This window comes from Mycolicibacterium cosmeticum (genome assembly GCF_000613185.1).
Lineage (GTDB): Bacteria > Actinomycetota > Actinomycetes > Mycobacteriales > Mycobacteriaceae > Mycobacterium > Mycobacterium cosmeticum.
The window spans coordinates 1389693-1401886 of the sequence record NZ_CCBB010000001.1; the positions used below are offsets into that span (position 1 = coordinate 1389693).

Below are 12194 nucleotides of genomic sequence, written 5' to 3' on the forward strand. Positions count from 1 at the left end.
CCCCGATGAAATGGAATGCCTGGGGTGATCCCGCGGCCGCCAAGCCGCTGTCCGACGGCATCCGCGCCCTGCTCAAGCAGGCGTTGGGCATCGAGCAGTCCGGCATCCCCGACATCACCGCCGAGCAGGTGACGCTGCAGCCGTCCCGACTGTCCGCCACCGCGCACGAGGCATTGGCGGGCATCGTCGGCGCCGGGCACTGCCGGGTCGACGACCTTGACCGGCTGCTGCGGGCCGGCGGCAAGTCGACGCTGGATCTGTTGCGGCGCAAGGACACCGGCGTGCAGGACGCGCCGGATGCGGTGCTGCTGCCCGGCACCGAAGAGGAGATCGCGGAGATCCTGCGGGCCTGCGTCGAGCACCGGATCGCCGTCGTCCCGTTCGGCGGGGGCACCAGCGTGGTCGGCGGACTGGACCCGGCGCGCGGCGACTTCACCGCGGTTGTGTCGCTGGACCTGCGCCGCCTAGACCGGCTGCTGCACCTGGACGAGGTGTCCGGCGAGGCCGTGCTGCAGGCCGGGGTCACCGGGCCCGGCGCCGAGCGCCTGTTGGGCGCGAAGGGGTTTTCGCTCGGCCATTTCCCGCAGAGCTTCCAGTTCGCCACCATCGGCGGCTTCGCGGCCACCCGGTCGTCGGGACAGGATTCCGCCGGTTACGGCCGCTTCGACGACATGGTCCGCGGCCTGCGCGCCGTCACCCCGGCCGGGATTCTCGATCTGGGGCGGGCGCCGGCCTCGGCGGCCGGACCCGATCTGCGTCAGCTGCTGATGGGATCCGAGGGCGTGTTCGGCGTGATCACCGCCGTCCGGGTCCGCGTGCACCCGGTCCCGGAATCCACCCGCTACGAGGCCTGGTCGTTCCCGGATTTCCCGACCGGAGCGGCGGCGCTGCGCGCGGTCACCCAGACCGGCACCGGTCCGACGGTGATCCGGCTCTCCGACGAAGTGGAGACCGGGATCAACCTGGCCACCACCGAGAGCATCGGCGAGCAGCGCATCACCGGCGGGTGCCTGGCGATCACCGTGTTCGAAGGGTCGGCCGCGCACACCGCGAGCCGGCACGCCGAGACCGCCGCCGTGTTGACCGCCCACGGCGGCACGTCGCTGGGTGAGGCACCGGCCCGGGCGTGGGAGCACGGCCGGTTCGGTGCGCCCTACCTGCGGGACTCACTGCTGACGGCCGGGGCGCTGTGCGAGACGCTGGAAACCGCGACGTCGTGGTCGAACATCGCCGCCGTCAAGGCGGCCGTGACCGCGGCCCTGACCGAATCACTGGCCGAATCCGGCACGCAAGCGCTGGTGATGTGCCACATTTCGCACGTGTATCCGACCGGCGCCTCGTTGTATTTCACCGTGGTGGCCGCTCAGCGCGGCAACCCGATCGAACAGTGGAGCAAGGCCAAGGCCGCCGCGTCGGAGGCCATGGTGCGCGCGGGGGCGACCATCACCCATCATCACGCGGTCGGCGCCGACCACCGGCCATGGATGCGCGCCGAGATCGGCGACCTCGGCGTCGAGGTGCTGCGCGCGGTGAAGGCGGTGCTCGACCCCACCGGAATCCTCAACCCCGGCAAGCTGATTCCGTGAAGCGCATCTCGGTCCTGACCAACCCCGCGTCCGGACACGGCAACGCACCGCATGCTGCCGAGCGCGCCATCGCACGCTTCCAGCAGCGCGGGGTCGACGTGTGTGAGGTGGTCGGTGCCGATGCCGCACACGCCCGCCGGCTCGTCGACGAGGAACTCGCGCGCGGCACCGATGCCCTGGTGGTGGTCGGTGGCGACGGCATCATCTCGGTGGCGTTGCAGGCCTTGGCGCTCGGGGCTGTCCCGCTGGGCATCATCCCGGCCGGCACCGGCAACGACCACGCCCGTGAATTCGGCATTCCCACCGGTGATCCGGAGGCGGCGGCCGACGTCGTACTCGACGGCCGCCCCGAGACCATCGATCTGGGTCGCGTCGTCGACGCCACCGGTGCCGTCAAGTGGTTCGGCACGGTGATGGCTGCCGGCTTCGATTCTCTGGTCAGCGACCGCACCAACCGGATGAGCTGGCCGCACGGTCGGATGCGGTACAACGTCGCCATGGTCGCCGAGCTGTCCAAGCTGCGATTGCTGCCCTTCCGGTTGACGTTCGACGACGGACCGGAGATCGTCACCGAACTCACGCTGGCCGCGTTCGGCAACACCCGCAGTTACGGCGGCGGCATGCTGATCTGCCCCGGCGCCGACCCGACCGACGGCCTGCTCGATGTCACGATGGTGCATTCGGCGTCGCGCACCAAGCTGATCCGGCTGTTTCCCACGGTCTTCAAGGGCACCCACGTCAATCTGCCTCAGGTGACCACCAAGCGAGCGGCGCGGATCGTCGTCGACTCCCCCGGCATCAACGCCTACGCCGACGGTGACTTCGCCTGTCCGCTGCCGGTGACGGTCTCGGCCGTGCCGGGCGTGTTGACGTTGTTGCGCAAGTAGTTTCGGCCTAAGCCCCGGGCGCGGAACCGATGGCGCCCAGCATGTTCACCAGGTAGCGGATGGCGTCGGTGGCCGGCCGTGCCGGCACCGAGGGATCGATGGCGCGCTGGATGCCCAAGCCGATGCCGGCGCTCAACAGCAGATTGCCGACATCATCCAAACCTGCTGCCACGGAACTGGATTCGTCGATGCCGAGGTCGGCCGCCAGGGTGCGCAGCACGCCGGCCACCGACCGAGCGGCCTCCTCGCGCAGCGCGGTGATCATGTCGGTGAGATCGGGATTGTTGCGGGACAACACCACGAACTCCAGCTCCAGCATGGTCCACCCGACATCGCCCACGGTGGCCTCAAACCAGGTGTTGAGTGCGGCGATCCGGCTGTCCAGATCGGCGGCCGCCGTCGCCAACTCGGCGATCTCGCCGAACTTCTCCCGATGGATGAGCTCCAGCACCGCCCGGCACACATTCGGCTTACTGCCGAAGTTGGAGTACACCGCGCCCTTGGAGTAACCGGCATCCTCCGCGATGTCGTCGAGGCTGGTGGCCGCGTAGCCGTGGGTCAGAAACCGCCGCCTGGCGGCCTCGAGCAGTTCAACGCGGGTCTGTTCCTGGCGTTGCGCCCTGGTCAGCCGCGGCATCCAAAAATCATATACCCCAAGTATTGATTTGACTTCGAGTATTCGGATACCGTCGGTATTTGATTGGAGGAGGCGGCCATGACGTTGTCGAGAACCCCCAGGGTGGACGGTTCGGTGGTGGTGATCAGTGGCGGTGCGCGCGGCATCGGCGCCAAGACGGCCGAGTTGTTCTGCCATCTCGGGGCCACCGTGTGGATCGGCGACGTGGACGCCGACGTCGCCGCTGCCACGGCCACCCAATTGCACTGTCACAGCGCCCATCTCGACGTCACCAGTCGGGAATCCTGGGACCGCTTCCTCGCCGAGGTGGCGGCAGCCTCGGGACCGGTCGACATCCTGGTCAACAACGCCGGGGTGATGCCGTTGGGCGCGTTCGACGCCGAGACCGCCGCCACCACCGGCCTGATTCTCGATGTCAATGTGCGCGGTCTGCTGCACGGTATGCAAGCGGTCATCCCGGCCATGGTGGCGCGCCGACGGGGCCACGTGGTCAACGTCGCGTCGATGGCGGGCATGATCCCGATCCCGGGCATGGTCACCTACAACGCCAGCAAGTTCGCCGCCCTCGGCGCCTCGCTCGCGGCGCGGCGCGAATACAGCGGAACCGGTGTCACGGTGTCGGCGGTGCTGCCCGCGGCCGTGCGCACCGAACTCGCGTCGGGCGCACCACTGGGACGCGGACTGCCCACCGTCGATCCCGATGCGGTGGCACGCGCGGTGGTACGCACACTGCACACCCGCGCGGCCCGCACGTCGGTGCCGGGCTGGGTCGCCCCGGCGTGGTCGTTGGTGGACGCGCTCGTCCCGGAGTTCGTGCAGCGGTGGGTGCGTCCCCGCGTCGACGACCGGCGTGCGCTCACCGGGATCGACGCGACCGCCCGGCGGGCTTACCTGGACCGGTTGGAGCGGCAGGCCAAGGACCACGCGTCATGACGCGCGCCGTGCGGATCGTCATCATCGGCGCCGGGATGGCCGGCATCGCCGCCGCCCACACGTTCCGGCAGGCCGGTTTCACCGATTTCACCGTGGTGGAGAAGGGATCCGACGTCGGAGGCGTCTGGCACTGGAACCGCTATCCCGGCCTCACCTGCGATGTCCCATCGCAGATCTACCAGTTCGGGTTCGCGCCGAAGCCGGACTGGAGCCACCTGTGGGCATCCGGCGCCGATATCCAGCGCTACCACCGGGACGTCGTCGACCGCCTCGGCCTGACACCCCATGTACGGCTGAACACCGAGATCACCGCCGCGCGCTACGACGGTGGCGGCTGGACGCTGAGCACCTCGGGCGGCGACACCCTGACCGCCGATTTCGTGGTGTGCGCCACCGGCGTCCTGCACCACCCGTTCATTCCGGACATCCCCGGCATGGATCGGTTCCGGGGACCCGTCCTGCACACCGCACGGTGGGATCCCGACGTGCGCACCAGCGGCCGGCGCATCGCGGTGATCGGCACGGGATCGACCGGGGTGCAGGTCGTTTCGGCGCTGCAGCCCGAAGCCGACACGGTGCTGCACTTCGCCAGGTCTCCGCAGTGGATTTTGTGGGCGCCGATGTGGATGCGCCAGCCGCGCGCACTCTCGGCGACGCTGCGGCGCTGGCCAGCCTTGCACGCGTTCACCTTCGACCGGCTGCAGTGGATGTCGAACATCCTCGCCGATGTCGTAACCAAGCCGTCGTGGCGACGCAGCCTGGTGCAGGCCTACGCCCGGCTGAGCCTGCGCGCGCAGATCCGCGATCCAGAACTGCGCGCGAAACTGACACCCGACTATCAGCCACTGTGCAAACGCCAGGTGGTATCGGGCAGCTACTACCGTGCCATCACCCGGCCCAACGCACGGCTGGTCACCGAGCCGATCACCGAGATGACCGCGACCGGTATCAGAACCGCCGACGGCGCCGAGCACGACGTCGACCTCGTGGTGCTGGCCACCGGTTTCCACGCCCACAACTACATGCGGCCGATGTCGATCGTCGGCCGGGACGGAGTCACCCTCGACGAAGCCTGGGTGAAGGGGCCGCGCGCCTACCGGATGACCGCGATTCCCGGCTTTCCGAACCTGTTCACGGTTCTCGGCCCGAACTCCCCCACCGGGTCGATCCCGCTGCAGTACTCGGCCGAGGCCACCGCGCGCTATATCGTGCACTGGCTCAAGCGGTTTCGCGACGAGGAGATCGACGAGGTGGAGGTCACCGACGAGGCCACCACCGAATTCAACGCCGCGGTGGCCGAGGCCCTCGGTCCGACGGTGTGGAGCACCGGGTGCAACTCCTGGTATCTCACCGAGGACGGCACCGTCGACCTGTGGCCCTTCGATCGGGCCACGCTGACGCGGATGCTCGCCGAGCCGGACCCGGAGCACTACCGGGTGAGCTGACGACGAATGGGTGGTTAGGGCACGCCATTTCGGCAATCGCGTGCCTCAACCACCCACTCGGCAACTGGGACTAGCCGACACCCCTGTTCAGCCAGGTCATCTCGCCGGTGTCCCCGCCACCGCGGTAGGGCTCCAGCGACTCGTCCCAGGCGGTGCCCAGCACGGTGTCCAGTTCGGCGGCGAGCGTGTCCGCGCCCGAGGCCATCAGGCTGCGCAGCCGCTGCTCGCCGACCATGACATCACCGTTGGCGCTCATCGCTCCGCTCCACAGGCCCAGCTGCGGGGTGTGACACCAGCGGTGCCCGTCCACGCCCTCACTGGGATCTTCGGTCACCTCGAAGCGCAGCACCGACCACGAGCGCAGGGCATTGGCCAACTGCGCGCCGGTGCCGACCGGCCCGACCCAATTCGTGACAGCACGAAGCTGCCCCGGCATGGCCGGTTGGGGCGTCCATTTCAGGTTCGCCCGCGCCGACAGGGTCGACGAAAGTGCCCACTCCACGTGTGGGCATACCGCCGCGGGCGAGGCGTGAACGTAAACCACGCCAGTCGTCGCATCGGCGAACTGGTTCAACGCACGCATCATCTGCTCCTTCGGCTCCACGAGGGACGTCTTCCCCAACGACCTGGCGTTACCGAATAGATGCAGTTGTTTCGTGCGTGTCTATTGTGCCTTGTGGGACCAGTGTTGCGCTAGTCTGCGCGGAATTCTCTCAGGACCTCATCAGAGATCGCCGGCCACAGCGGATACGTCCACTCCCCGAAATCCCGGTCGGTCAGCACCACCAGCGCCACGTCAGCGCCCGGATCGACCCACAGAAACGTCCCTGACTGGCCGAAATGCCCGAAGGTGCGCGGCGTGTTGAGCGCCCCGGTCCAATGCGGCGACTTGCCGTCCCTGATCTCGAAACCCAGCCCCCAGTCGTTGGGGCGCTGCGACCCGAATCCGGGCAGCACCCCGGCCAGGCCGGGGAACTGCACCGACACGGCCTCGGTGTGCATCTGCGGCGACACCAACCTCGGGCGCAGCAGTTCACCGGCGAAAGCGCTGAGGTCGGCCACGGTGGCCCGGCCGCCGTACCCTGCGGCGTCGGCACCGCCGACCAGGTCGGAGTCCGCCATCCCGAGCGGCTCGAACACCGCTTCGCGCAGATACCCGCCGAACTCGATGGCCGCCGCGTCCTGCAGCGCCTCGGCCAGCAGGGTGAAGCCGTAGTTGGAGTAGATCCGCCGGGTGCCGGGCGCCGCCATCTGTTGGGCCGACTGCATCGCCACACCCGAGGCGTGCGCCAGCAGGTGGCGCACCGTCGCGCCGGGCGGACCCGCCGGGGTGTCCAGTTCGAAGACGCCCTCCTCGACGGCGACCTGCGCGGCGCGGGCGACCAGCGGTTTGGTCACCGAGGCCAGCCGGAACACGCGGCCGACATCGCCATGGGTGGCCAGCACGCCGGCCGCCCCGATCACCGCCGCCGCTGCGGTATCGACCGGCCAGTCCGACAGCACATCGAGGGCGCTCACGGGCGCCAATCTAGCCGGGGAGAGCTACCGCCGCGCCAGCAGATCGTCGAGCAGCCCGACGACCGCGGCGTCCACCTCCGCGACCACCCGGCGCAGCTCCCCGAGCCGGGTACGCGCCGGGGCCAGGCCGGCATGGGACCGCAGCACATCCACGATCGCCCGGTAGGTCACCGCGTCGGTCGCCTCGGCCCACCGCAGCGCCGACTCGGACCAGGCGCGCAGTCGGTCGGCGTCGGCATGGTCGGCGGCCGACATCAGCGCGCGCCGGTAGACATCGGCCGCCCACTCCATCGGCACGCGCTCGTCCAGCATCGGCAACAGCGCGTCGTCGAGCGCGGCGTAACCCTCGGCGAACCGCTGCCGCGCCAGGGCGGTGATCCCCTCGGCGGCGTCGGCGAGGGCGGTCAGGGCCGGATCGCCCACCCGTGCGGCGATGCCGCGCAACTCGGTGGCGGCTGGGCCCTCGGGCGCGAGAACCACACCGAGATAGGCGACATATCCGTGCGCGGCGCTCTCCGCCGTCCCGCGGAGTAGCAGCGCGGCGCGGTCGGCCCAGCTGCGAGCCACCGCCACATGCCCACGGGCCAACCAGGCCAGCCCGAGTTCGGCGGCCTTGACGGCTGCCTGCACCGGATCGGTGCGCACCAGCAAGGTGTGTACGCGTTCGTTGATCCGGACGGCCTCGCGGCCGTGGCCCAGCCGCCAGGCCGCGGCGGCATAGGCTGCCAAGTCGTCGGTGGCCAACCGCTGCACGCTCTCGACGCGCCCGAATGTCTCGTATGTCGTGCGCCAGTCGCTACGCCGGTACGCGGAGCGCGCAACGACGAGAAGTTCGATCCCGTGGTCAACTGACAGCAACACCATGGCCCACCGTAGCGCGCGAGACGGCGCCGGACCCTTGTTTGGACACCATTCCATATTTCTGGCGAGGCATTAGGTTGTACGCATGCCTCAGACAGTGCGCGGTGTGATTTCCCGGTCGAAGAAGCAGCCCGTGGAGTTGGTGGAGATCGTGATCCCCGATCCCGGTCCGGGTGAGGTGGTGGTCGACATCATCGCGTGCGGGGTGTGCCATACCGATCTGACCTACCGCGAGGGCGGCATCAACGACTCCTACCCGTTCCTGTTGGGGCATGAGGCCGCCGGCACCGTGGAAGCGGTCGGTGCGGGTGTCACCCATGTCGCCCCCGGCGATTTCGTGATCCTGAACTGGCGCGCGGTGTGCGGCGAATGCCGGGCCTGCAAACGCGGCCGCCCCAACCTGTGTTTCGACACCTTCAACGCCACCCAGAAAATGACCCTGACCGACGGCACCGAACTGACCCCCGCCCTCGGGATCGGGGCGTTCGCCGACAAAACCCTCGTGCATCAGGGCCAGTGCACCAAAGTCGATCCCGAAGCCGACCCGGCCGTGGCCGGTCTGCTCGGCTGCGGGGTGATGGCCGGCATCGGCGCGGCCATCAACACCGGCAACGTGGGCCGCAACGACACCGTCGCGGTCATCGGCTGCGGCGGGGTGGGTGATGCCGCCATCGCCGGGGCGGCCCTGGTCGGGGCCAAAAAGATCATCGCCGTCGACACCGACAACCGGAAACTGGACTGGGCCCGCGGGTTCGGGGCCACCCACACCATCAACGCCAAAGAACTCGACCCCGTGGAGACCATCCAGGATCTGACCGACGGGTTCGGCGCCGACGTGGTCATCGACGCCGTCGGGCGCCCCGAAACCTGGAAGCAGGCCTTCTACGCCCGCGACCTGGCCGGCACCGTCGTGCTCGTCGGCGTCCCGACCCCGGACATGACCCTAGAAATGCCGTTGGTGGACTTCTTCTCCCGCGGCGGAGCACTCAAGTCGTCCTGGTACGGCGACTGCCTACCCGAACGCGACTTCCCCACCCTCATCAGTCTCTATCGCCAGGGCCGGCTGCCCCTGGAGAAATTCGTCTCCGAACGCATCGGCCTCGACCAGATCGAAGACGCCTTCCACAAAATGCACGCCGGCGAGGTCCTGCGCTCCGTGGTCATCCTCTGATGGGTGCCATCACCCGGGTCGTCACCAGCGGCACCTTCTCCCTCGACGGCGGCACCTGGGACGTCGACAACAACATCTGGCTCGTCGGCGACGACTCAGATGTCATCGTCTTCGACGCCGCCCACACCGCCGCCCCCATCATCGAGGCCGTCGCCGGACGCAACGTCGTCGCCGTCATCTGCACCCACGGCCACAACGACCACATCACCGTCGCCCCCGAACTGGCCACCACCCTGGACGCCCCGGTGTTCCTGCACCCCGCCGACGACATGCTCTGGCGAGAAATCCACCCCGACACCGACTTCCGAAGCGTCGAGGACGGACTGGTGCTCACCGCCGGCGGCATCGAGGTACACGCCCTGCACACCCCCGGGCACTCCCCGGGCTCGGTGTGCTGGTCGGCCCCCGCACTGAACGCCGTCATCTCCGGAGACACCCTGTTCCAAGGCGGACCCGGCGCCACCGGCCGCTCCTACTCCAGCTTCCCCACCATCCTGGAATCCATCTCCACCAAACTGGGCACCCTGCCCGACGAAACCGTCGTCTACACCGGCCACGGCGACACCACCACCATCGGCGGCGAACTGGTCCACTACGACGAATGGGTCAAGCGCGGCCACTGACAACACACCGCCCCGCCGCCGGAATCCACCAACGGCACCCCGACCCTGGATAGATCCTGGCGGAGACCTTCGCCGACTCGTTGAGCATCAACTTCGTCAGCTGTTGAGGATCAACACGCACTACCGCATCATGCAGAGAGCGGCTCCGAACCACGGAACCCTGACCAGCCCTAGGGACGCTCATAGGTACCGGTCAGCACACCGCGTGCGGTCCCACTGGCGCGGATGATGTTCATGAGGCTGCGCGTGGTGGTGACGTCGTGCGGTACGGGCCTACTGAGAGCGAAAAGAGAGAAACGATAGTGATGCGTTCCATGACCGGGAATGGGACGCGGTCCTGAATACCCATATCCGAGTAGCGTTTTGAGGAATCGCAATCCGGGTGTGCCCGGTTGCAGCGAACCTTCGTCGAGTTGACCGACGGCGGGATCGAGGACCGCCACCGTGTGCATCAGCGGACGTGGCAGCGGCACGTCTTCGTCTTCGATGACCAGCACCAGGGCCGCGGTGTGCTCCGGTACACCGGACCAGCGCAACGGTGGTGACACGTTGTCACCGACACCTCTGCCGGCGCACTTGCTCGGCATGGCACCGCCATCGCTGAACATGGAACTGGACAGTTCGATGGTCCACGCCGGCGCCAAGGCCGCCAATCGGCTGCGATGGCGACCGGCCCGTACCGGCCGGAGAACCTTCCCGATACGTTCGGGTAGACCCGTCATGTGCCGCTGCCGTGTGCTGCCGCCGATATCGCCGGTGAGCGAAGCGCGTCGGCGAGTTCGGCTGGGATATAACCTTGTTCGGCCAGCCGAGGCAACACGCCCCCGCTCGCGAGAATCTCCAGTATGAGCTCGGGAAGCTCACCGGCGGTGCCATCCACGCCGGTGGTGTCGTTGCGCCAGGCGCCGCTGCGCAGGTCGAACGTGCCGGTATCGCCATCGGAGAACGCGGCGGTGGCACCAGGGATGGTCATCGCGGGTAAGCCGGCGTTGACCGCGTTGCGGAAGAACAGCGAGTTGAACTCCTCGGCGATCAACGCGGCCACACCGAGTTGGTTGAACAGTGTGGCGACCGGGCGCGACGATCCGACGCCGAAATTCGTGCCGGCCACCACGATGTCACCGGGTTCGACCTGGTCGGCCCATCCGGGCCGTACTTGGTAGAAGACCATCTTGGCCGCCTCGGGAACATCGAGCTTCATGGCGTCGGGTGGATACATGGCGTCGGTGTTGAGGCTGTCGCCGAACACCCAGACGCGGCCGGTCACGGTGATATTCTTGCTCATCGGGTCAGTGCCTCTCTGGCATCGGTGATATGGCCGGCCACGGCCGATGCGGCGACGGTCGCCGGTGAGGCCATGTAGATCTCGGCCTCGGTCGAACCCATCCGGCCGGTGAAGTTGCGGGTGGAGGACGTCAGGCAGACCTCTCCCGGCCCGACGACGCCCATGTGGTACCCGAAGCAGGCACCGCACGTGGCGTTGGTGACGACGGCGCCGGCGTCGGCGATGTCCTGCAGATAGCCCAGGCGCATGGCATCGCCGTAAACCTGCTGGCTTGCCGGGGTGACGATGAGCCGCACACCGGGTGCGACCTGTCGGCCGCGCAACACATCGGCGGCGATCCGCAGGTCGTCGAGCTGACCGTTCGCGCACGATCCGATGAAGGCCTGGTCGATTTTACGCGGCTCGATCTCGTTGACCGGCATCCCGTTTCGGGACACCGTTCCGGGCCGGGCGACGTAGGGCACGAGGGCCGACAGGTCGATCTTTCGTACGTCCAGGTAGGTGGCGTCGGGATCGGCGTGGGCCGGCTCGTACCCGCTGATGCCGAGTTCGTGAAAACGTTGAGCCAGGACGTCGTCGTACGCGAACGTGGAGAAGTCGGCGGACACTTCGGCTCCCTGGGTGGCAATGGTGCGGCGATCGTTCAGTGGTATCGAGGCGAGCCCCGGTCCGCCATACTCCAGGTTGATGTTCGGTGTGTCACCGTATTCGTCTGCGATATAGAGGAATACGTCTTTGCCGCTGACCCCGGAAGGCAGGCTGCCGGTCAGCTCGTAGCGGATCGTCGGCGAACACTGAAACCAGGTGGCGCCCGTGCACAGGATCGAGTACACCTCGGCCGGCCCCAGCCCGCGCGCCGCGGTGTTGTAGGCACCGCCGGCGCACGTGTGACTGTCGGTGCAGGCCAGAATCTCGCCGGGGCGCGCCAATCCGTTCTCGGCTATCACCTGGTGACAGATGCCGTGCCGGCCGACGTCGTAGAAGCGTCGAATAGCGAAGTCCTCCGCGAACTTCCGCGCTTTCGGGCCACCCGCGGCGTCTTTGATGGTGGGTGCCGGCACCGCGTGATCCATGACGATCGCGACCTTGTCGGGATCGTTGATCCTGAGCGGCTGGATCCACATGGTGGCGAACTGCAGGTCGATCAGGACGGTCATGTCGACGTCCACGGTGACCATGTCACCGGCGCGAACGTGGGGAACGCCGGCTTTGCGCGCCAGGATCCGTTCGATCATCGTCATACCCATG

At 68.1% G+C, this 12194-nt stretch carries 13 protein-coding genes; 6 read left to right on the forward strand and 7 right to left on the reverse strand.

The features are described 5' to 3' along the window. The first annotated feature begins 5 nt into the window (after nucleotides 1-5). A complete protein-coding gene (locus BN977_RS06605) occupies nucleotides 6-1586 on the forward strand; it encodes an FAD-binding oxidoreductase (protein WP_109790086.1) in 1581 nt (526 codons plus the stop codon). Beyond that, a complete protein-coding gene (locus BN977_RS06610) occupies nucleotides 1583-2473 on the forward strand; it encodes a diacylglycerol kinase (RefSeq protein ID WP_036396792.1) in 891 nt (296 codons plus the stop codon). Before BN977_RS06605 ends, BN977_RS06610 begins: the two co-directional genes overlap by 4 nt. A 7-nt stretch (nucleotides 2474-2480) precedes the next feature. Here BN977_RS06610 and BN977_RS06615 read toward each other — a convergent pair whose 3' ends face one another. Then, a complete protein-coding gene (locus BN977_RS06615) occupies nucleotides 2481-3110 on the reverse strand; it encodes a TetR/AcrR family transcriptional regulator (protein WP_036396793.1) in 630 nt (209 codons plus the stop codon). A gap of 84 nt (nucleotides 3111-3194) precedes the next feature. On the opposite strand from BN977_RS06615, the gene BN977_RS06620 reads away from it, so the two are divergent. Beyond that, nucleotides 3195-4043: an SDR family oxidoreductase gene (locus BN977_RS06620; RefSeq protein WP_036398557.1), complete on the forward strand. Its 849-nt coding sequence runs from the start codon at nucleotides 3195-3197 to the stop codon at nucleotides 4041-4043. Next, entirely contained in the window at nucleotides 4040-5488 is a 1449-nt protein-coding gene (locus BN977_RS06625) for a flavin-containing monooxygenase (RefSeq protein WP_036396794.1), read from the forward strand. Before BN977_RS06620 ends, BN977_RS06625 begins: the two co-directional genes overlap by 4 nt. A gap of 70 nt (nucleotides 5489-5558) precedes the next feature. Here the strand turns inward: BN977_RS06625 and BN977_RS06630 are convergent, their stop codons facing one another. The 3 genes from BN977_RS06630 to BN977_RS06640 all read right to left on the reverse strand — a co-directional run bounded on the left by BN977_RS06630 (nucleotide 5559) and on the right by BN977_RS06640 (nucleotide 7870). Next, complete coding sequence (locus BN977_RS06630; protein WP_036398559.1) at nucleotides 5559-6071, reverse strand: DUF3145 domain-containing protein; 513 nt, start codon at nucleotides 6069-6071, stop codon at nucleotides 5559-5561. 110 nt (nucleotides 6072-6181) lie between these two features. After that, nucleotides 6182-7006, reverse strand: coding sequence for a serine hydrolase domain-containing protein (locus tag BN977_RS06635; protein WP_036396795.1), 825 nt, complete (start codon nucleotides 7004-7006; stop codon nucleotides 6182-6184). Nucleotides 7007-7030: 24 nt separating this feature from the next. Continuing rightward, entirely contained in the window at nucleotides 7031-7870 is an 840-nt protein-coding gene (locus BN977_RS06640; RefSeq protein WP_036396796.1) for a hypothetical protein, read from the reverse strand. An 82-nt stretch (nucleotides 7871-7952) separates the two neighbouring features. Here BN977_RS06640 and BN977_RS06645 point away from each other — a divergent pair, with 82 nt between their 5' ends. Continuing rightward, complete coding sequence (locus BN977_RS06645) at nucleotides 7953-9038, forward strand: S-(hydroxymethyl)mycothiol dehydrogenase (protein ID WP_036396797.1); 1086 nt, start codon at nucleotides 7953-7955, stop codon at nucleotides 9036-9038. Continuing rightward, the gene (locus BN977_RS06650) at nucleotides 9038-9661 is read left to right on the forward strand and encodes an MBL fold metallo-hydrolase (protein ID WP_036396798.1); all 624 of its coding nucleotides are present in this window, start codon (nucleotides 9038-9040) and stop codon (nucleotides 9659-9661) included. The genes BN977_RS06645 and BN977_RS06650 overlap by 1 nt, the downstream gene beginning before the upstream one ends. Before the next feature lie 170 nt (nucleotides 9662-9831). Here the strand turns inward: BN977_RS06650 and BN977_RS06655 are convergent, their stop codons facing one another. The 3 genes from BN977_RS06655 to BN977_RS06665 all read right to left on the reverse strand — a co-directional run bounded on the left by BN977_RS06655 (nucleotide 9832) and on the right by BN977_RS06665 (nucleotide 12193). Beyond that, on the reverse strand, nucleotides 9832-10269 hold the full coding sequence (locus BN977_RS06655) for a YbhB/YbcL family Raf kinase inhibitor-like protein (protein ID WP_234709509.1): 438 nt from the start codon (nucleotides 10267-10269) through the stop codon (nucleotides 9832-9834). 110 nt (nucleotides 10270-10379) lie between these two features. Then, nucleotides 10380-10928 (reverse strand): LeuD/DmdB family oxidoreductase small subunit, encoded by a 549-nt coding sequence (locus BN977_RS06660; RefSeq protein ID WP_084172535.1) that lies wholly within the window; start codon nucleotides 10926-10928, stop codon nucleotides 10380-10382. Nucleotides 10929-10942: 14 nt separating this feature from the next. Further along, a complete protein-coding gene (locus tag BN977_RS06665; RefSeq protein ID WP_036396801.1) occupies nucleotides 10943-12193 on the reverse strand; it encodes a 3-isopropylmalate dehydratase large subunit in 1251 nt (416 codons plus the stop codon). Nucleotide 12194 lies beyond the last annotated feature (1 nt).

Excerpts from the sequence above, each read along its gene's own strand:
- BN977_RS06625 (WP_036396794.1), top strand. The coding sequence starts at position 4,040 with ATGACGCGCGCCGTGCGGATCGTCATCATCGGCGCCGGGATGGCCGGC.
- BN977_RS06615 (WP_036396793.1), bottom strand. The coding sequence starts at position 3,110 with ATGCCGCGGCTGACCAGGGCGCAACGCCAGGAACAGACCCGCGTTGAA.
- BN977_RS06650 (WP_036396798.1), top strand. The coding sequence starts at position 9,038 with ATGGGTGCCATCACCCGGGTCGTCACCAGCGGCACCTTCTCCCTCGAC.
- BN977_RS06655 (WP_234709509.1), bottom strand. The coding sequence starts at position 10,269 with ATGTTCAGCGATGGCGGTGCCATGCCGAGCAAGTGCGCCGGCAGAGGT.
- BN977_RS06665 (WP_036396801.1), bottom strand. The coding sequence starts at position 12,193 with ATGGGTATGACGATGATCGAACGGATCCTGGCGCGCAAAGCCGGCGTT.
- BN977_RS06630 (WP_036398559.1), bottom strand. The coding sequence starts at position 6,071 with ATGCGTGCGTTGAACCAGTTCGCCGATGCGACGACTGGCGTGGTTTAC.
- BN977_RS06645 (WP_036396797.1), top strand. The coding sequence starts at position 7,953 with ATGCCTCAGACAGTGCGCGGTGTGATTTCCCGGTCGAAGAAGCAGCCC.
- BN977_RS06640 (WP_036396796.1), bottom strand. The coding sequence starts at position 7,870 with ATGGTGTTGCTGTCAGTTGACCACGGGATCGAACTTCTCGTCGTTGCG.
- BN977_RS06605 (WP_109790086.1), top strand. The coding sequence starts at position 6 with ATGAAATGGAATGCCTGGGGTGATCCCGCGGCCGCCAAGCCGCTGTCC.